The sequence below is a fragment of the Robiginitomaculum antarcticum DSM 21748 genome (assembly GCF_000365025.1).
In the GTDB taxonomy this organism is placed as follows: domain Bacteria; phylum Pseudomonadota; class Alphaproteobacteria; order Caulobacterales; family Maricaulaceae; genus Robiginitomaculum; species Robiginitomaculum antarcticum.
On record NZ_KB823011.1, the window covers coordinates 1035936 to 1055762 of the forward strand.

15 protein-coding genes and 1 pseudogene are annotated in these 19827 nt (G+C 52.6%); 3 read left to right on the forward strand and 13 right to left on the reverse strand.

All coding sequences use genetic code 11. The features are described from left to right. Positions 1 to 23: 23 nt before the first annotated feature. From H142_RS0104950 to uvrB, 12 genes and pseudogenes are all read right to left on the reverse strand, one after another. A complete protein-coding gene (locus tag H142_RS0104950) occupies positions 24 to 734 on the reverse strand; it encodes a TerB family tellurite resistance protein (RefSeq protein WP_017930997.1) in 711 nt (236 codons plus the stop codon). Between the two features lie 94 nt (positions 735 to 828). Next, positions 829 to 1317 (reverse strand): YybH family protein, encoded by a 489-nt coding sequence (locus H142_RS0104955; protein ID WP_017930998.1) that lies wholly within the window; start codon positions 1315 to 1317, stop codon positions 829 to 831. Positions 1318 to 1357: 40 nt separating this feature from the next. Continuing rightward, positions 1358 to 5089: pseudogene (metH, locus tag H142_RS0104960) on the reverse strand (methionine synthase). Further along, a complete protein-coding gene (metF, locus tag H142_RS0104970; protein WP_017931001.1) occupies positions 5089 to 6030 on the reverse strand; it encodes a methylenetetrahydrofolate reductase [NAD(P)H] in 942 nt (313 codons plus the stop codon). Before metF ends, metH begins: the two are co-directional and overlap by 1 nt. Further along, entirely contained in the window at positions 6027 to 6986 is a 960-nt protein-coding gene (locus tag H142_RS14380; protein WP_017931002.1) for an ArsR/SmtB family transcription factor, read from the reverse strand. Before H142_RS14380 ends, metF begins: the two co-directional genes overlap by 4 nt. 68 nt (positions 6987 to 7054) lie before the next feature. Next, positions 7055 to 7786, reverse strand: a complete 732-nt coding sequence (locus tag H142_RS14385; protein ID WP_169331807.1) for an alpha/beta hydrolase — start codon at positions 7784 to 7786, stop codon at positions 7055 to 7057. Positions 7787 to 7944: 158 nt separating this feature from the next. Further along, a complete protein-coding gene (ettA, locus tag H142_RS0104985; protein WP_017931004.1) occupies positions 7945 to 9606 on the reverse strand; it encodes an energy-dependent translational throttle protein EttA in 1662 nt (553 codons plus the stop codon). A 466-nt stretch (positions 9607 to 10072) separates the two neighbouring features. After that, complete coding sequence (locus tag H142_RS0104990) at positions 10073 to 11620, reverse strand: bifunctional GNAT family N-acetyltransferase/carbon-nitrogen hydrolase family protein (RefSeq protein WP_017931005.1); 1548 nt, start codon at positions 11618 to 11620, stop codon at positions 10073 to 10075. 22 nt (positions 11621 to 11642) lie between these two features. After that, positions 11643 to 12545: an agmatinase gene (speB, locus tag H142_RS0104995; protein ID WP_017931006.1), complete on the reverse strand. Its 903-nt coding sequence runs from the start codon at positions 12543 to 12545 to the stop codon at positions 11643 to 11645. 2 nt (positions 12546 to 12547) lie between these two features. Beyond that, a complete protein-coding gene (locus tag H142_RS0105000) occupies positions 12548 to 13582 on the reverse strand; it encodes a 1,9-bis(guanidino)-5-aza-nonane synthase (protein WP_017931007.1) in 1035 nt (344 codons plus the stop codon). A 12-nt stretch (positions 13583 to 13594) separates the two neighbouring features. Continuing rightward, positions 13595 to 14794, reverse strand: coding sequence for a type III PLP-dependent enzyme (locus H142_RS14390; protein ID WP_017931008.1), 1200 nt, complete (start codon positions 14792 to 14794; stop codon positions 13595 to 13597). 491 nt (positions 14795 to 15285) lie between these two features. Continuing rightward, positions 15286 to 17418: an excinuclease ABC subunit UvrB gene (gene uvrB, locus H142_RS0105020; protein ID WP_017931011.1), complete on the reverse strand. Its 2133-nt coding sequence runs from the start codon at positions 17416 to 17418 to the stop codon at positions 15286 to 15288. A 261-nt stretch (positions 17419 to 17679) separates the two neighbouring features. Here uvrB and H142_RS0105025 point away from each other — a divergent pair, with 261 nt between their 5' ends. Then, positions 17680 to 18327 carry an RNA polymerase sigma factor gene (locus H142_RS0105025; protein WP_156811891.1) on the forward strand — a complete coding sequence of 216 codons (648 nt, stop codon included), beginning with the start codon at positions 17680 to 17682 and terminating at the stop codon, positions 18325 to 18327. A 42-nt stretch (positions 18328 to 18369) separates the two neighbouring features. Here the strand turns inward: H142_RS0105025 and H142_RS0105030 are convergent, their stop codons facing one another. Then, positions 18370 to 18813 carry a DUF3617 domain-containing protein gene (locus H142_RS0105030; protein ID WP_017931013.1) on the reverse strand — a complete coding sequence of 148 codons (444 nt, stop codon included), beginning with the start codon at positions 18811 to 18813 and terminating at the stop codon, positions 18370 to 18372. A gap of 133 nt (positions 18814 to 18946) precedes the next feature. On the opposite strand from H142_RS0105030, the gene H142_RS14395 reads away from it, so the two are divergent. Together H142_RS14395 and H142_RS0105040 are read left to right on the forward strand one after the other, a co-directional pair. After that, positions 18947 to 19444: a SixA phosphatase family protein gene (locus H142_RS14395; protein ID WP_017931014.1), complete on the forward strand. Its 498-nt coding sequence runs from the start codon at positions 18947 to 18949 to the stop codon at positions 19442 to 19444. 64 nt (positions 19445 to 19508) lie between these two features. Continuing rightward, a complete protein-coding gene (locus H142_RS0105040) occupies positions 19509 to 19682 on the forward strand; it encodes a hypothetical protein (protein ID WP_233341575.1) in 174 nt (57 codons plus the stop codon). The last annotated feature ends 145 nt before the right edge of the window (positions 19683 to 19827 follow it).

Below are 19827 nucleotides of genomic sequence, written 5' to 3' on the forward strand. Positions count from 1 at the left end.
GTCAAGTCACACCGTATTACAATTCAGTTACGCCTGCGCTTCACTACGATCCCAGACGCGGCCTGTCTCTCAGCCAAAACCTGTGCGTATGCGCCATTTATCATTGCCATTTTATGATTGGCGAGACCTTGAAACTGCTCCGGCAGACCGCGCGCCATCAGGCGGTCAGGATGGTTTGCCGCAGCCTGTCGCCGGTAAGCGCGCTTCAAGTCCACGTCGGAAATATCTTCATCAACACCTAAAATGAGATAAGGATCATCAGCCGCCCGGCCCATATGGGACGCTTTGAGACGGTTAAACTCCCGGTCGGAAAACCCAAAAATATCCGAGGTTTTTTGCAAGAACTCCATTTCCGGCGCACTCAGCACGCCGTCCGCCAAGGCGATATGGAATAGCCCGTCCATAACATCTTCAAGGGCCGCAGGACGTGCGCGGAATTTGCGCGCGACAATTTTGGCATAGCTTTCAAAGCCTGCTGTGGTTTGCTTGGCTAGATCGAAAAACCGTGCAATGCCGTCTTGTGCGTCGGGTGGCACCGTAAAAATACTGCGAAAGGCATCGATCTCTTCGCGCGTAACCACACCATCTGCCTTGGCCAATTTAGCTGAAAGCGCGATAAGCGCAGCGGCAAAACCGGCATCGTCAATCCGGCCGGGCTGCCCGTCTATGTCGGGCCGCGCCGCCGGACCGAACAGTCCGGCCGCAGCAGAGAATATGCGCGTCCAAAAACTCATGACCCGCCCTTGCCGCAATTCCGCATGGCGAGCAAGAGCCTGCCGGAGCGCCTAGGCAATTGGCCGCATTTAAACAGATATTCACCTCTGCAAATCACTCTGCGCTAGATGTGTGATCAGATACGATCTGCCATTGCCCGCCGCTCTTGCGCATATGAAGTGTAAATAGGCCATGGGGGTTATCCGCCGCGCGTGCCAATGACCACCGACCAAAAATCAGGGCATCGATCTCCCCTAATATCTCAATCTCAAGATCAGAAAATGCCAGCACCCCCATAGCTTCGCCGTCCGGGTAGCGTGCCAGATAACGGTCTTTGGTGACCTGCCAGCCAAGATTAATGTTGCCGCCTGAGGCGAAGCGGAGATCATCGGACTTCATATAATCCTGCATGAAGGCGTCAATATCTCCGTCATTCCATGCCGCCTGTTGACGGGCTAGAACCGCTTTAACCTCAGTCTTCGCTGCGGCTATGTCGACGGGTTTAGGCGCCCAGACACTGCGGCCCAGATAGCTGCCACCCGCAATTAATGCGACCGCTAAAATAATGGGCAGTAATATATGTCTTGTGACCGAAAATTTCATGAGTGCCTCCGAAAAACCTCAAATAACAAAGTCAAATGCCTCAATAGTTGAGTATCGGCGAGAGCCAGCGCTCTACATCTGCAATGTCCATATCTTTACGGCGGGCATAGTCTTCAACCTGATCTTTTTCAATCTTGCCGACACCGAAATAAACAGATTCCGGATGGGAGAGATACAAACCTGAAACCGAACTGGCCGGATGCATGGCAAAGCTTTGAGTAAGAGTTATACCGACCTGTTTGGTCGCATCGAGTAAACGGAAAAGTGTCGCTTTTTCCGTGTGGTCAGGCTGGGCGGGATAACCGGGCGCAGGTCGAATGCCGTCATATTTTTCCGCGATCAGGTCATCGCCCGCAAAGCCTTCCTCGGGCGTATAGCCCCAAAATTCACGACGTACACGTTGATGCATATGCTCGGCAAAAGCTTCGGCCAGACGGTCGGTAAGTGATTGGAACAGAATTGCGTTATAATCATCGCCCTTATCTTTGAACGCCTGAATGCGTCCACCTTCTCCCAGCCCTGCAGTGACACAAAAGCCTCCGACATAATCCGCTTTACCGCTCTCAGGTCCCGCGACGAAATCTGAAATAGAATAATTGGGTTTTGCCGCGCTGCCTTTGCTGATTTGTTGGCGCAATCCATGGAAACGCGCTAACACGCCCGTGCGGCTCTCATCTGTGAACATGGTGATATCATCACCATCGCGGCGCGCCGGCCAGAAGCCAATGACGGCCTGCGCCTTAACCCAGTTTTCCGCAATTATTTGATCCAGCATGACGTTGGCATCGGCAAACAAATCGCGCGCAGCTTCGCCATAGCGCGGGTTTTCCAGAACAGCGGGATAGCGGCCCTTGATCTCCCATGTCGCAAAAAACGGCGTCCAGTCGATAAAGGGGCGCAAAGCCTTCAGGTCGTATGACACAAAATTGCGCGTACCCAGAAAGTTGGGCTTAGGGGGCGTGTAGTCTTTGAAATCCGGCTTGAACCGATTATCCTGCGCTTCTTTAAGAGTCAGGCGCGCTTTCTTCGATTGTCCAGCCAGATGGGCTTTGCGGGCCTTATCATACTCGCCGCGCAGGGACGTTTTATACGTCTCTGCGCCCTCGCCCAATAATGTTCCAACAACGCCTACGGCGCGCGAGGCGTCCGTCACATAAACCGTAGAATTATTCGTATAAGCGGGTTCAATCTTAACCGCCGTATGGGTTTTAGACGTTGTCGCGCCGCCGATGAGCAACGGTATATCCATGCCGAGGCGCTGCATTTCTGCGCCGACATAAACCATTTCATCCAGCGACGGCGTAATCAAACCCGACAAGCCGATCATATCAACATCATGCTCTTTGGCCGCCGCGAGTATTTTCTCGCATGGCACCATCACGCCTAAATCGACAACATCATAGCCATTGCACTGCAGCACCACGCCAACAATGTTTTTGCCAATATCGTGCACGTCACCTTTGACCGTTGCCATCAAAATTTTGCCATTGGATTTCCCGACTGTGCCAAGCTCAACTTTCTCGGCCTCCATATAAGGCATGAGATGCGCGACGGCGGCTTTCATGACGCGGGCCGATTTGACAACCTGTGGCAGGAACATTTTGCCTGACCCGAACAAATCTCCGACGACATTCATGCCGTCCATAAGCGGCCCTTCAATGACATGAAGCGGGCGCTGCGCCGCTTGGCGGGCCTCTTCAGTGTCTTCGACGATAAAGTCGGTAATGCCGCGCACAAGCGCATGCTCGAGCCGCTTACCCACCTTAAATTTGCGCCATTCCAGATCCACAACATGAGCTTTGACTTTGGCATCGCCGCGATATTTCTCCGCGACTTCCAGCAAACGGTCCGTCGCATCATCGCGGCGGTTCAAAATAACGTCCTCGACCCGCTCGCGAAGCTCGTCCGGAATATCGTCATAAATAGTCAGCTGCCCCGCATTAACGATGGCCATGTCAAGGCCGGCGGGAATGGCGTGATATAAAAACACACTATGCATAGCTTCGCGCACGGGATTATTACCGCGAAAAGCGAAGCTTACATTGGACAGGCCGCCGGAAATACGCGCGTGCGGAAGCTCGGCCTTGATACGCTTGCAAGCATCGAAAAATGCAACGGCATAATTATTATGCATCTCAATGCCTGTCGCCACAGCGAAAATATTCGGATCAAATATAATATCTTGTGGCGGGAAATTAAGGGTCTGTGTCAGAAGGTCATAAGCCCTCTTGCAACATTCAAATTTATGTTCTGCCGTCTCGGCTTGACCGTTTTCATCAAAGGCCATGATAACCGTGGCCGCGCCCAGATCGCGCACTTTTTTGGCATGGGCGAGAAACTCTTCTTCACCCTCTTTTAGCGAGATCGAATTGACGACCGCTTTGCCCTGCACGCATTTCAGGCCCGCTTCGATGATGGCCCATTTAGAGCTGTCGATCATGATGGGAACACGCGAAATATCCGGCTCACCCGCTATCAGTTTGAGGAAGCGCACCATAGCCGCTTCCCCGTCAATTAATCCGTCATCCATATTTATGTCGATGATTTGTGCGCCGGATTCGACCTGTTGCCGCGCGACAGCCAAAGCGTCTTCAAACTTGCCGTCTTTGATCAGCCGTTTGAACTGCGCCGAACCGGCGACATTTGTGCGCTCGCCAATATTGATAAATTGTGCCGTAGATGTCATTATATATTTCCTGAACCCTTAAACCGCAATCGCAAACGGCTCTAGACCTGACAGGCGAAGAGTCGGCTTAATTACCGGAACAGCACGCGGCGCGGACTGCTGTGCGGCCGTCGCAATGGCGTTGATGTGATCGGGCGATGTGCCGCAGCACCCGCCGATAATATTGATCAGCCCTTGTTCCATCCATGGCGCAATTTGACTGGCCATATCTGACGGAGACTCGTCATATTCTCCGAAGGCATTGGGCAGGCCTGCATTAGGAAAAGACAATATGCGTGTATCGGCGACCTTGGATAAAGTCGCGATATGGGGACGCATTTCGTCTGCGCCCAGCGCGCAGTTCAGTCCGACGGCATAGGGCCGGGCATGAGCGATGGACAGCCAGAAAGCTTCGGCGGTCTGTCCTGACAATGTTCGGCCTGAGCGGTCAGTTATTGTACCGGAAATCAAAAGAGGCCGCTCATATCCAACAGCGTCAAATGTCGTCCGCGCCGCCGCGATAGCCGCTTTGCAATTGAGCGTATCAAACACCGTCTCGATCAATATCGCGTCAACCAGATCAATGAAGGCTTCCATTTGCTCTTGATAAGCCTCCTTGACCTCGTCAAATGTCACATCGCGGTAACCGGGGTCTTCGACCTTGGGCGAGATGGACAAGGTCTTATTCATTGGCCCGACAGAACCGAGCACGGCGCGCGGTTTGTCCGGCGTTTTAGCCGTATAATCATCAGCGCATTTGCGGGCCAGCTTGGCTGACGCGCGGGCAATTTGGGGGGCATATTCGTCAAGATCATAATCGGCCTGACTGATGGAGGTGGCGTTAAAGCTATTGGTCTCGATAAGGTCTGCGCCCGCATCTAAAAAAGCATTGTGGACTTTGGCAACAGCGTCCGGCTTAGTTAGCACCAGCAGGTCATTATTGCCTTTAAGCGGGCTCGGCCAATCGGCGAATTGCGCGCCGCGAAAATCGGCCTCTTCGAGCTTTTGACACTGGAGCATTGTGCCCATTGCGCCGTCCAAGATCAGAATATGCGCCTCAGCCCGCGCTGTAACGGCGTCCCAACGCTGTGTCGTATTTTTTGTCACTATGGCGTCCTCATTCTATTATGCAGGCCCAAAACGCGGCTTACAGCATAAGCCAGCTCTGCGCGGTTGAGCGTGTAAAGATGGAAATGGCGTACGCCGCGGTCATGCAACTCAGCCGTTAATTCAGACGCCAAGGACGCCGTCAAAAGCTGCCGCGTATCTACGTCATCGTCCAGCCCTTCAAACAAATCTTCGTACCATTCCGGCACGGTTACGCCGCACATTTTAGCCATGCGCCTCAGCCCACTAAAATTGGGTTGAAGCATTAGGCCCGGCACAATGGGAATATTAATTCCGGCGTCCAGAACACGGTCTTGAAAACGCATAAATGTATCGGGCGAGAAGAAAAACTGCGTGATAGCACGGCTGGCTCCGGCGTCGATTTTACGTTTCAGATTATCAATTTCGGTGTCCCAGCTGGGGCTTTCGGGGTGACGCTCAGGGTAGGCGCTAACCGAAATTTCGAAATCATGATACTCTTTGAGTCCCGCCACAAGATCAGAGCTATAGGAAAAGCCGTCTCCCGCAGGCTTATAACTTTGGTCAATTCCGGCAGGTGGATCGCCCCGCAGAGCCACGATATGGCGCACGCCGCTCGTCCAGTAATCTTCGGCAATCTGTTTGATCTCGTCACGGCTGGACCCCACACAAGTGAGGTGCGCGGCAGGGCGAAGAGACGTTTCGGCGGCCATGCGCGTTACTGTGCGATGGGTGCGCTTGCGGGTTGAGCCGCCTGCACCGTAAGTCACCGAGACGAAATCAGGGCCGAGCCGTTCCAATTTGCGGACGCATTCCCACAGGCGCTCTTCCATCGCTTCGCTTTTAGGCGGAAAAAACTCATATGAAACATGCACGTCGCTGGCGTCGGCATGGGCCGTGCGCGCGACGGGGCCTAGGTTGCGGTCTACAAAGCGCTGTGTATTGGCGACGCTCGTGTTCATTGGAGTGATCCTTTATTTTCGGTCGATTTAACTGCCAGCCATAACATTACGGCGGGGGCATCATCCTGCGGTTTAACCTTGCGCTCTTCGGTCACTGTCAGCCCGTGCTGGCGGGCAAAGGCGCTGATTTCTGCACTATCAAAGCCCAAACGCCGATGTGCGTAACTATCTCGAAACTCATCACGGTCATGGGCGGCAAAGTCGACAATCAGCAGCTTGCCATTATCTCCGAGCAGCCGCGCGGCTTCGCGTATCGCCTCGTCCGGATCATCAAGAAAGTGCAGCACCTGATGCAACGTGACCAAATCCGCCGTACCCGCATTAAGGGGCGTCTGAGTCAGATCACCGGCCTGTACGGATAAATGATGAAACCCGGTTTGTGCCAGATTAGGCCGCGCCACCCGAAGCATATCATGATTACTGTCTATGCCCGTCCCGCGCTTAGCGATGTCAGCAAAGACCTTTAAAATACGCCCTGTTCCAGTGCCAAGATCGACCATATGGTTAAACGGCCCCGGCCCCGCCATAGCGCGCATATGGCTTTCTATATCGCCGCGGGGCAGGTATTCAGCCGACAAATTATCCTTATCCTGAGCCAGATCCGCAAAGAATTCTGTCGCCGCTTTTGCTCTGTTCGCTCGGACGGACTCCAGACGGCGGCGGTCTGCCGTAATATCTCCATCGTCTTGTGGCAAAGCCGTAATGACAGCGTCCAAAATCCCGACGGTCTGCACATCACTGCGTTTTAGCCGCGAAAATACCCAGCTGCCTTCTTTTAAACGCTGAACAACCCCTGCGGCTTCGAGCGTTTTGATATATTGTGTGACGCGTGGCTGTGACAGGCCGAGAACCTGCGTGATCTCGCTCACCGTTAGCTCACCGCGCGAAAGTAGCGCTACAATGCGCAGGCGCTCCGGATGCCCGAGGGCTTTTAAGGCTGTGGCCAAGTGTTCCATTCGTGCTCGTTAGCAGTCTTGAATGGATATGTATATAAAGAAATCGTTATATGTTTATAATATAAGAATTATTCCACCCGCTTTAAGTATCCGTATTCATACAGAAAATCATAAATCGTATGACGCGCCCGGATTTTATCCGCCTCCGCGACGTCAAAATCTGATTCTTGGTTGTCCAAATTGCGAGTCAAAAGGTGTCCGACATCTTGGAAGGCTTCAATCCGGCACTCCGTATTGAAGGATTTTAATTTTTCGCAATATTCTACAGCATATTTATGCGGCGTTAAGGTGTCAGACATGCCGCTGATTATCAGCGTGGGCGCAATGTTACCTTTGACATTTTGTAATGGAGAATACGCGCTAGGGTCTGACGGACTACCCATTAACCGTAGAAACCAGCCATCTTTAGCTGTATTTATAGCCGGGGAATAAAGCACAAAAAGATCGGGCGGCGCTACTGTTTCCGCACAGCCAACCGTCGCCGTGGACGCGGATAAATGCCCGCCTGCTGATACGCCATAGGCCGCAATTTTACCCGGATCAATATGCAGGTTTTTAGCATTTTTCCTGACCCATTTCAGCGATTCACAAACATCGTTGAAAGCCTGAACAGGCGTGACATCATCCAATGACAAGCGGTATTCCACCGCAATCGTGACGGCCCCTCGGTTTGATAACGCCGTGGCCACATCCGTCATCCAGTCCGGCGATCCATAGCGCCAGCCACCTCCATGGTATATTACAATAGCGGGCGCTTTTTCACCCTCCAACATCTCAGGCCGGATGACATTGACCTTCAAATTGTGTCCCGCCGGGCCGCTGTAGATTTCAGTATAACTAGCGGTTGGAACAACCGGAGGCGTCACTACGCAAGATGAAAGAGCCGCTGATATCATACAGCCCACTGTAATGAGAAAATATTGATACATAAATTTGCTTAAAGCATCCTGTTATAGGGCTACCGATCAAATTTCATAAATTTAAGCTTACGCGGAATATCGGCATCGGGGCCGAGGCGGCGTTTTTTGTCTTCAATATAATCGGCGAAGTTGCCTTCAAACCACTCGACATGGCTGTCGCCTTCATAGGCCAGAATATGCGTGGCAATACGGTCAAGGAAGAAGCGATCATGGGAGATGATAACGGCACAGCCTGCAAATTTCTCCAGCGCGACTTCCAGCGCCGATAATGTTTCGCGGTCAAGGTCATTCGTCGGCTCATCGAGCAGCAGCAGGTTCGCCGGCTTGGACAGCATTTTAGCCAGATGGACGCGGTTACGCTCCCCGCCCGAGAGCTTGCCGACGTTTTTCTGCTGATCCGTACCCTTAAAATTAAACGCGCCGACATAAGCGCGCGAGGGCACGTCGCCGCGCGGGCCCATATTGATCACGTCAAGCCCGTCGGAGATTGCTTCCCAGACATTTTTAGTCGGGTCTAGCGCATCGCGGCTCTGATCGACATAACCGAGCTTAACGGTCGGGCCGACGCGAAAGCTGCCTTCATCGGGCTGTTCTTCACCCGTAATCATTTTAAACAGCGTCGTTTTACCTGCGCCGTTCGGGCCGATCACGCCGACAATGCCGCCGGGCGGGAGGTTGAAGGACAGGTCTTTGATCAGGGTTTTATCCCCAAACCCTTTGGTGACATTTTTCACTTCAACAACGACATTGCCGAGACGCTCGGCCACCGGAATACGAATCTCGGCCACGCCCACAACTTCGCGTTCGGCTTCATCCGCCATTTCATTATAGGATTTAATCCGCGCTTTGGATTTCGTCTGGCGCGCTTTGGGTGAGCTGCGAATCCAGTCCAGTTCGCGCTTTAGCGCCCGCTCTTTGGCATCACCCTCACGGCCTTCCTGAACCATGCGTTTCGATTTCGCCGCTAGCCATGACGAATAATTGCCTTCATGCGGAAGGCCACGGCCGCGGTCGAGCTCCAGCGTCCAGTCTGTCAGATTATCAAGAAAGTAACGGTCATGGGTAATCAATATGATAGCGCCGGGGAATTTAGACAGATAGTTTTCCAGCCACGCGACAGTCTCGGCGTCCAGATGGTTGGTCGGCTCATCCATAAGAAGCAAATCGGGTTTGGACAGCAAAAGCTGGCAAATCGCAACGCGGCGCGCCTCACCCCCGGATAGATTATCGACGGGCCAATCTGCGGGCGGGCAGCGCAGCGCGCCCATCGCCATTTCGATCTTGCTGTCAATGTCCCACGCATCACGCGCATCGACCTGCTCTTGCAGCGCGGTCATTTCTTCCATCAATTCGTCAGTATACTCTTCAGCCATTTTAACGGCGACAGCATTATAAGCATCAAAAATTTGCTTGTCTTCACAGCCGACAATCACATTGCCCCAGACGTCTTTTGTCGGGTCAAGGCGCGGCTCCTGCGGGAGGTAGCCAATTTTGGTGCCTTCGGCGGCCCAATGCTCCCCCGTCACCTCTTGGTCAACACCGGCCATAATTTTAAGAAGCGTCGATTTACCCGAGCCGTTAACACCGACAACGCCAATTTTAGCATCGGGGTAAAAAGACAGATGGACATTATCAAGGATGGTTTTATTAGCGAATTTCTTGCTCAACCCCTGCATATGATAGATAAATTGACGCGCCATGACGATGTCCTGAATTATGGTGATTATATGGCCGCGATATGCGGTCAAAGCGTCACTTTTGCAAGGGCTAGTCGACAGTTAAAGGGCGGGCATAGGGATTATGCGATGGCCCATCGGGTGACCACGAAATAAAAAGAAGGAGGCCTGCGGGGCGGCAGCTCCGAAGGCTGCCAAAGGTTTTTCTAGTGTTTACGAAGATGCCACCCCCGCAGCGATATCTCACGGCCGATACGCGGCTCTCGCTAAGGTCACACTCCGCAGCGCAGAATGCTCCCAAACCCGTTTGATGTGAGCCGTAACCCCACCTCGCCCGGATCCAATACCGTCTTGTGGCAGAAAAGAAACGTCTTCCCCGTCCTGACCAAAAGAACAGTTTAAACATAGGCGGTAATGGAGAGGCGGGGATTATTCTTTTTATTGGTACAGGTCTGTGGGGACAACTGCCAATAAGGGTGAGGATTAGAACCTACAAATCGCTCCACTGTGTTTGGTAAAGATCAAAGCGCCGGTCGCGCAGATTGCGAACTGTGCCATTGGCCCGTGCCCAAGATAGATCGGTGAGGTCCAGATCAGCAATGGCGACGGTTTCCACATTTTCGCTACATTCGGCGGCAATGCCGTCACGCGCAAAGGGGAAATCGCACGGCGTCAGGATGCAGCTCTCGGCGTAATTAACGTCCATATTCTCCACGCCCGGAAGGTTGCCGACATTTCCCGACAAGACCACATAGCACTGGTTTTCAATCGCGCGGGCCTGTGAGCAATAACGCACACGCAGATAGCCTTGACGGTTATCCGTACAGAACGGCACGAATAAAATACGCGCGCCCTCGTCTGCCATACGGCGGGCCAGTTCCGGAAACTCGCTGTCGTAACAGATCAGCACGCCAATCGGGCCGCAATCCGTATCAATTGTTGAAACTTCGTCGCCGCCTTTGATATTCCAGTAATGCCGCTCATTGGGCGTCGGATGGATTTTCTCCTGCGCGTGGACAGAGCCGTCACGCAGGAATACATAAGCGATATTTTGGACATCACCGTCATCGGTACGTGTTGGGTGAGACCCGCCAATAATATTGGTATTATAACTGACGGCCAGCTTGCGCATGGCTTCGATGAAGACGGGAGTATATTCGGTTAGTTTTTCAATTGAATCCGATGGCGACAAGCGGGTTTCGGCAAGCGCCAAAAGCGGCAATGTAAACAGTTCAGGAAAAACCACGAAGTCGGATTTATAAGCCGTTACGCTGTCGACGAAATATTCAATACTGCTCATGAAATCTTCAAAGCTTGTCACCTTGCGCATTTGAAGCTGCACAGTCGCGACGCGGATAACGTCTTTTTGCGCGGCTTCGCTATGCACGCTTTTGCGAACTTCGGGAGCGTAAGCGTTGCGCCACATCATCTGCGCTGCAAAACCGCCGGATTCTTTGTCGACGGGCAAGTAATTTTCTAAAATCGCAAAAGGCTCAAAGCCCTGACGGTATTGAAAATTAACGACAGGGTCAGAGACTTTTTTATCTTTAACCGCGAGCAAATAATCCATCGGATCAGGATAGGCTTTCTTGCGCTTGGCCCAGCCCGGCATACGTCCGCCAAAGACGATGCCTTTCAGCTCCAGACTTTCAACCAGCGCCTTACGGGCATCATAAAGCCGCTCGCCAATACGCAGTCGGCGGCGCGCGGGATCGACGCAGATTTCCATGCCGTAGAGCCACTCGCCATTAGGATTATGCGACGAGCCATACCCGCCGCCGGTTATACCCGCCCAATTATGCGGGGCGAGCGCAACATCTTCGCGCAACATGATACTGGCTGCGTAGCCGACGATCTCGCCCTCATATTCGACGACAAATTGACCCTCGGCGAAGTTGGAAATTTGCCCCTTTAGCATGGGCACGGGATATGTGCCCATAACCGGATAGGCGCGGTCAACAAGGGCCGCAATAGCGCGCACATCTTTGGACGTGGCGGTGCGAATAGTCAGCTGCGCGGTGACGCGTTTTTGTGCCATGAGAATCTTTCAAACCGTCCGTTTAGGCGCGGCCAAGGGTGTAATTTAAAATTTTATAGGCCAGTTTTGCCGCCAGAAAGTCGGGGCCGTGCAGACCGTCAATAGGCGCCAACTCATTAATGTCCGCGCCGACAATCGTGCCCACTTCTGAGGCGCGTTTGATGATCGCCATGGCGTCAGGCCAAAACACACCGCCCGGCTCCGGCGTTCCGGTGGACGGCATAACGGAGCTGTCAAATCCGTCGAGATCAAAGGTCAGATAGATCCGGCGACCTTTGAGCGGGGTAACGATCTGCTCCACATCCCAGTTTTTGATATCCTTACCCCAATGGATTGTGATGCGGTGTTTATTGGCTTCGTAGAACGGAATTTCCTCTTTGGAAATATTGCGAATGCCGCATGATATGATCGGCACGGTCGGGTGATCAAGGACGCGCCGCATTGCAGCGGCATGGGAGAAATGCTCTCCGTCATAGCCGTCACGCAAATCGGCATGGGCATCAAAATGCAGGATGATCAGATCATCATATTTAGCCAGAAACGGACGGATTGCGCCGGGCGTGATGGAATGTTCTCCTCCAAAGACAAGCGGGAACTTGCCGTCATTTAGCACAGCGCCCGTCAGCGCGGCCAGACCGTCCAAAGCCGCCGGGATATCCGACGGATCAATCTTAGGCTCCGTCAGCGTCACAAGCCCGTAGCGGTCAATCGGTTCGTCCCACAGATCCTCGTCAAACAGCTCGACCTCGTGACTGGCGGCAATCATCGCCGCAGGACCGTCTTTCGTCCCGCCGCCATAGGAAACTGAGGCTTCTAGGCCAAATGGAATGATGACAGCTCCGGCATCAGCGTAGCTGATGGCCTTATCGTCTTGCAGCGCCAAAAAGGCGCTGCTTGCGGGCATTAACGGACGGGGAGATTGCATGACTATTTCTCAAATAATTTTGAGAAGTTGCGGCGTGGACGGTTTTTCCAATCACAACTATGATAGGCGTCAGACGCCAAAAGCGGAATGACAGAGCCGGCTTCGGCAAAAACCATTTGTTCCTGCGTGGTCTGCACTTTGCCCCAACTTGCCGCTTCTTTGAGCGTGGAGCTTGAACACGCACCGTCGCGCACATCAGCCACACTAATCTGCACGGCATATTTGTGCATTTCCGCTTCGACGCCGAGGATTTCCGCGCAAACAACCGTGTCTTGCACAAAGTTCTTAGGCACGCCGCCGCCGACCATTAACAGGCCCGTTGAGCCGGCTTTGATCTTCACATCAGTCAGCTCGCGGAAGTCTGCCACAGAATCGATAGACAGATAATTGCCCGGGTTTTCGACCTGATGTTTAACAAGGCCGAAACCGGCTGAGCAATCAGAGAATGCGGGTACAAAGATCGGCACATTATGGTCATAGCAGGTCTCGACAAGGCTGCCTTTTTTAACGGCATTGGTTTTCAGCCATTTGCCCATTTCCCAGATGAATTCACGCGATGAATAGGGACGGCGCTCCAGGCTGTCTGTGATGTCTTTAATGACATGATCACAGGACTGCAGCTCTTCTTCGTCAATATAGGTGTCGTAAATCCGGTCAATATAAAGACCGCGCAGGACGTTATCATCGACCTCACTATCGGCTTGATAATGCTTGTATCCAAGCGCTTCGAAGAAATCCATATCAACGATCGACGCGCCTGTTGAGACGATCGCGTCAACCATGCCGTATTTTACAAGGTCGCGGTAAACATGCATGCAGCCGCCGGCAGAGGTCGACCCCGCCAATGTCAGAATGACGGAGCACTCTTTATCATCAACGGCTTGTTTAAAAATGTCTGTCGCGCGCGCGAGGTCGCGTGAAGAAAATGACATTTTGCTCATCGCCTCTATAATCGGGCGGGCGTCAATTTTTGTGATATCGACATGCTCGACAGGATTGCTGAGCAGCTGGGCTTTGGTGTTTTTAGTCATGGTCATAAGTCCTGAAAATTAAAGAGTTTCGTCGGTAATGACGACGGTGTGGGTTGAATAAAACCCGTTAAATTGTGTGGCCAAAGTCTGGCCGTATGCGCCCAGGTTTTGAATTTCGATCCAGTCCCCTTCGCAGGCGTCTGACGGCAATGGGAACGGGCCGTTCATCGTGTCCGCACTATCGCATGTCGGGCCGAAAAAGCGAAACCCGGTTAGAAATTGCGACGGCGCAGGCGGGCGGCGGCGATGCAGCGTGACCGGAAACTTCCACGCAAATTGCCCTGCGTCAAACAATGATCCATATGTCCCGTCATTAAGATAGAGATCATGGCCTTTGCGCAGTTCAATGCGCGCGAGTGTAGCGCCGCCTTCGGCGCATAAAGCGCGGCCCGGCTCGCCAATAATCTCAACGGCGCCGAACTCGTTGGCGATGAGTGAGCTGCGGATTGCATCGAAATATTCGTCCATAGGGCGGACGGGCATATCTGGATAAGCGACAGGAAAGCCGCCGCCTATATCGACGCTGTCAATATCGACGCCGGACGCGTCTACGATAGTGCGGCCATAGCTGATCGCGCGGTCATAGGCGCCGGGCGACAAGCACTGCGAGCCGACATGAAAGCAAATGCCGAGGCTTTTTACGCGCGGGCGGGCGGATTTTAACAGCGCCACTGCAGCGTCAAACTCTGCGCCAAATTTCCCTGATAAAGGCATGACGGCTCCGCCGGACGGTAGCGACAAACGCAGGTGCAGGTTTAGGTCGCCCGCCTCGCCTGTGCAGTCATAGATCTTTTGCAGCTCGTCTTCATGGTCAAATGAAAAATCGCGAATGCCCAGACTGTAAGCGCGCGCGATTGTAGCGCGCGATTTGATCGGGTGCATCAGATACATTTTCGCACCCGGGAACAGACCGCTTACCAATTCCATCTCGCGAATAGAGGCAACGTCGAATGTATCAACGCCTTCTTCCCATAATATTTTTAGCATTTCGGGATGCGGGTTTGACTTAACTGCAAACAAAATTCGGCCCGGAAAGCGACCGACAAAACGGCGCGCAGCAGCTTTGATCTTCGATGGATAAAGCGCGTAAATATGGTCATCACCCGAATAGGCAGCAATCGCGTCTGCCGCTGTGGAAAATGCAGGCAGCGCGGGAGCTTCAGTATGGACAGGCGCAAAAGGCTGCAGTGCAGCCGGCATAAGATTTGAATTGAACATTATCGGACTTACAAGAAAAACGCTAATATGCGTAAAGCTCTGGAAAACCGGTTATCTCGGGAGCGCCGCAGCGCTATTAAACCGGAAGGCGAATTTCAGGCGGGACTTAAAGGGCCCGCTTCGCACTACTGAGTTCCGCCACAGCGACCAGATATTCTTGATGTTTAGACGACAGGAACATGTCTCCTACCTGCGCTTGCAGGGAGATAAGAGCGCTTTTGCGGCTATTATGCAGGGCTTTACCCATAGCAATAACTCTCAATTTCCAAACGTCGTCTGACGTAACAAAACCAAGACGTTACCGGCGGCTATTCGATGAAGAGTTAGCTTCATCATGGCTGACAGATTCCCCATGCAAAACCCTCAAATAAGGGCGTGTTCAGGGCTCGCTGTAGCTCGCTTTATCGTCGAAAATGGATATATTCATTGCCTGCAAAATCTGCAAGAGCTTTGTTGAAGAAAAATGCAGGTGAAACATCATATTTAGCATCCTACTGCGCTTTTAACTTCGCTATCTCGTCACGCAGTTTCGCGGCGTCTTCAAACTCCAGATTTTCTGCCGCCTCGAACATGCGTTTTTCCATATCGGCGAGGACAGCTAGCAGGTTCGGACCGGCATAAGCTGCCTGTTCGCTTTCAGCCACTTCACGCATGCCGCGTTTGGATTTTTTCTTTTGCCCCGACGGCGTATATGTATCGCGCTGCCGCTGGATTTCTTTGCCCGACTCGCTATCGCCGACAATATCCGCCACGCCGCGCGCAATGGTGGTTGGAGTGATTCCGTGCTCTAAATTATGAGCAACCTGACGCTCGCGGCGGCGGTCAGTCTCTTCAATGGCGCGCTCCATCGATCCGGTGACTTTATCGGCATAAAGCACGACTTTAGACTCAGAGTTTCGCGCCGCCCGGCCAATGGTTTGGATCAGCGAGGTTTCGCTCCGCAAAAACCCTTCTTTATCCGCGTCTAAAATACCAACAAAGGCGCATTCGGGAATATCCAAGCCTTCGCGCAAGAGGTTGATCCCGATCATGACATCGAACACGCCCATGCGCAGATCGCGGATCAGCTCAATCCGTTCCAGCGTGTCGACATCACTATGCATATAGCGCACCTTGATGCCTTGATCGTGCATATATTCGGTCAGGTCTTCCGACATTTTTTTGGTCAGGGTCGTCACGAGCGAACGGTAACCCGCCGCTGTCGTTTTGCGCACTTCGTCAATCACATCATCGACCTGCGACGCGCCGTCTTTGGCGACGGGGCGGATTTCGACCGGCGGATCAATCAGGCCCGTCGGGCGAATGACCTGCTCAACAAAAACGCCGCCCGTGCGCTCCATTTCCCAGTTCGATGGCGTGGCGGAAACATGCACGCTTTGCGGGCGCATCGCGTCCCATTCGCCGAAAGTCAGCGGGCGGTTATCCATCGCGCTGGGCAGGCGAAAACCATGCTCGGTCAGGGTAAATTTACGGCTGCGGTCGCCTTTGCTCATCGCGCCGATTTGCGGCACAGAGACATGGCTCTCATCGGTAAAGATTATCGCGTTTTCGGGCAAATATTCAAACAGTGTGGGCGGCGGCTCGCCGGGCGCGCGGCCCGTCAGATAGCGGCTGTAGTTTTCAATGCCGCTGCAAAATCCCTGCGCGGCCATCATTTCCAGATCAAATTCCGTGCGCTGGGCAATGCGCTGGGCTTCGAGCAAGCGGCCCTCAGACTCATATTGTTTAAGACGCAAGTCGAGCTCTTTTTTTATACTTTTAATGGCTTGATGAATGGTCGGGCGCGGCGTTACGTAATGGCTGTTGGCATAAATGCGGACAGACTTTAGATCGTCTTGCGTGCGCCCGGTCAGGGGATCAAATTCGACTAATGTGTCGACTTCGTCGCCAAAGAAATCAATACGCCATGCGCGATCATCATAATGTGCTGGAAAGATTTCAATCGTATCGCCACGCACGCGAAATGTGCCACGTGAAAAGGCCAGATCATTACGTTTATACTGAAGCTGGACAAGCTGCGCCATTAATCCACGCTGATCTATGCTTTGGCCACGGGCAATATCCACGGTCATGGCGGTATAGGTTTCAACCGAGCCGATACCGTAAATGCACGAGACCGAGGCGACGATGATCACATCATCGCGTTCCAAAATAGCGCGCGTAGCGGCGTGGCGCATACGGTCAATTTGCTCATTCACGCTGCTGTCTTTTTCGATGAATGTGTCTGTGCGCGGCACATAAGCTTCAGGCTGATAATAATCATAATAGCTGACGAAATATTCGACGGCATTGTCAGGGAAGAAACTTTTAAATTCGCCATAAAGCTGAGCCGCGAGCGTTTTATTGGGCGCAAGGATCAGCGCGGGGCGCTGCGTTTGCTCAATGACTTTGGCCATGGTGAATGTCTTGCCGGAGCCCGTAACGCCAAGCAAAACCTGATCGCGTTCGCCTTCATTGAGGCCCGCGACCAGTTCTTTAATGGCTGCGGGCTGATCGCCTTTGGGCGTAAACGGACTGACGAGGCGAAACGGCTTGCCGCCTTCCACTTTTTTCGGACGTTTGGGGCGGTGCGGCACCCATAGAGCGGGCGCTTCGGCAACAGACATTTCAACAGGTGTAGACATGGGTTGAAAATAGGGAACAAAAGCAGAATTGCAAGCTGTCTATTCGGCATCTATCTGCGAAATATAGGGCTATAATCTCCCAAATCCGAAGACGGCATAATCTAGCAGACGTACCACCACAGCTTTTATCTTCGTCACCACTAGGGTTGAACATCAGACCCAAGGCTCTGAAGGCCTTCACCATTTCGCGAGTCATGCCGCTTCGGCTATTAATCTTCATCATGTCTGCTATACAATATGCCATAAAGAAAGGACGCCGGCTTGCCAAAACCGCCTGAAATAACGACAATGCCTGTCAAGGTCTCAATCAAAGACCGGCGCAGTATGACGGTTTCACCAAAATCAATAAGTGCGGCCAAGCGTGATGCCCTATGGCTGGCGGCAATTGCGACCCACCGTGACGTCAAAGCGCTGACAGAGCTTTTCAAAATATACGGGCCCAAACTTAAGGGCTGGTTGATGGCGCGGGGCGCCGGCTCAGGAACAGCCGAGGATATCGTTCAGGATATTATGATCACATGTTGGACCCGGGCGCATATGTATGATCCGGCCAAAGCCAGCTTCGCAACCTGGGTATATCGCATGACCCGTAATCGCTGGATTGATCATCGCCGCAAGCATGGGCGCATGGATATTCGCGACCCTGAACTGATGAAGATCATCGCCGACGATGTTGTGCCTTCAGCCGAGTATAATTTTATCTTCAAACAGGACAGTACGGATTTGCAAGAGCGCATAGATACCCTGTCAGACGCGCAGTCCAGCGCGCTGCGTATGGCCTTTATGGAATATAAAACCCATCAGGAAATTTCTGATGAAATCGGCGTGCCGCTCGGTACGGTCAAAACACGTATTCGCAGCGCGATTGCCGCATTACGAAAACAGATGGACGCGCAACCGCTTACGTAAAAGCCGTCCTGAGGATGGCTTTTTAGCGCTTAGAATAATGGATTAACTACAGCTATCAGAAATCTGAACACCTGAAATATCCAATTCGACCGGTGCGGCGCTTCCAAACACGTCCGTGGTGCCATCGAAATTTAAATCAAATGATGTTTGGGTATGCTCAACAACAGCGCGGCCTGACAAATCGCCTTCAATGTCCGACATTTTACAAGAGACATCGGTTGCGATGCGGTTTGACGTTTCGGACATATTATCAAAGCTGCAGCTAAAATCATCGCCCATCATCTCTTCTAATTTTGCGTAACTCACCGTGCTCTCCTCTTCGGTCAGACATTCCACACTGACATCATCATTGACGGATTGACCCCCCATTTTGAGAGATGTCGTTATCTGATATTGGCCTGCCTCAAACGTCAGCGAGTCCTTCGCGGCGGCGAGCGACGACAGACCTAGTGCAGTGACCGCGGCGGCCATGATAGCATATTTCATGATTTTTCCTTTTGGTTCTCTAAATCATAGCGTGCCAAGCTGAATGCGAAATGAAAATTACCGCGTATTACCGAAGTCTAATGTTATAAGGTATAAGCACTTGCGGTCCGCATAATATGTATAGGATTTGACCATGTTAGAAACACTCCTGCTGATGCGGCATGCTAAATCGTCTTGGGAAAATAAGGGTTTGGTGGATCATGCGAGGCCGCTAAATTCACGCGGTCGCAAGTCTGCTGATATCGTCGGACGGACATTAACGGCGCGCGGATTCGCGCCCAATGAAATCTGGAGCAGTGATAGTGCTCGGACACTGGAGACGGCAAAGCGTCTCATCCGCATTATTCCCGGCGCGCAATCAATCCGCCATATACCGGATTTATACCACAGCAGCGCCGCAGACATCCGGAAGATTCTGAAGAATTACGGCGAGCCGGACTGCACCTCGCTTATGGTTTTGGCGCACAATCCCGGAATATCTGAATTTTTCGAAGACTTTTCGAGGCGCGCTCACCCTTTTCCAACCGCCTGTTGCGCCGTCTTCAAACGAAAAAATGACGGGGATTGGCTTAATCAAAACAACTGGTTGCTAACTGACATTCTCGTCGCGCGACAGCTCATGGAAGAATAGAGTGGCGCGACCGCCCAAAGATACAGCGCCCACACCCGGCGGTATAATAAAGGCGCTCTGGCGTATGACACTTGTGACCGTGTTTTACCCGCTAAGTCTGGGGCTGTTCTTTTATATCTGGTGGAAGGGCTATCACTGGGGATGGGGCGCGCTTATTGTGGCCGCGATTATTATATTTGACCCCATCTGGATCATTTTCGTGCGAAATCTCTTGGGATGGAAAAGCAAAAAACACTGATTTATCGGGTCACAGTGAGCGGCGCGGATGAGGCAAGCTTTTACACGCGCTTTACTATGGCCACTCGTTTTAAATGAAAATTACATCCAATCGGCGTATTTAAAGAGTGCTGAAGGTGCGCTTCATCTCTGCACTGCCCGTACAC

Coding starts and splice junctions, on each gene's coding strand:
- ettA (WP_017931004.1), bottom strand. CDS start 9,606: ATGGCGCGTCAATTTATCTATCATATGCAGGGGTTGAGCAAGAAATTC.
- H142_RS0105030 (WP_017931013.1), bottom strand. CDS start 18,813: ATGAAATATGCTATCATGGCCGCCGCGGTCACTGCACTAGGTCTGTCG.
- H142_RS14395 (WP_017931014.1), top strand. CDS start 18,947: ATGTTAGAAACACTCCTGCTGATGCGGCATGCTAAATCGTCTTGGGAA.
- H142_RS0104990 (WP_017931005.1), bottom strand. CDS start 11,620: ATGGCACAAAAACGCGTCACCGCGCAGCTGACTATTCGCACCGCCACG.
- H142_RS0105040 (WP_233341575.1), top strand. CDS start 19,509: ATGACACTTGTGACCGTGTTTTACCCGCTAAGTCTGGGGCTGTTCTTT.
- H142_RS14380 (WP_017931002.1), bottom strand. CDS start 6,986: ATGGAACACTTGGCCACAGCCTTAAAAGCCCTCGGGCATCCGGAGCGC.
- H142_RS14390 (WP_017931008.1), bottom strand. CDS start 14,794: ATGTTCAATTCAAATCTTATGCCGGCTGCACTGCAGCCTTTTGCGCCT.
- metF (WP_017931001.1), bottom strand. CDS start 6,030: ATGAACACGAGCGTCGCCAATACACAGCGCTTTGTAGACCGCAACCTA.
- uvrB (WP_017931011.1), bottom strand. CDS start 17,418: ATGTCTACACCTGTTGAAATGTCTGTTGCCGAAGCGCCCGCTCTATGG.
- H142_RS0104955 (WP_017930998.1), bottom strand. CDS start 1,317: ATGAAATTTTCGGTCACAAGACATATATTACTGCCCATTATTTTAGCG.
- H142_RS0104950 (WP_017930997.1), bottom strand. CDS start 734: ATGAGTTTTTGGACGCGCATATTCTCTGCTGCGGCCGGACTGTTCGGT.
- speB (WP_017931006.1), bottom strand. CDS start 12,545: ATGCAATCTCCCCGTCCGTTAATGCCCGCAAGCAGCGCCTTTTTGGCG.
- H142_RS0105000 (WP_017931007.1), bottom strand. CDS start 13,582: ATGACCATGACTAAAAACACCAAAGCCCAGCTGCTCAGCAATCCTGTC.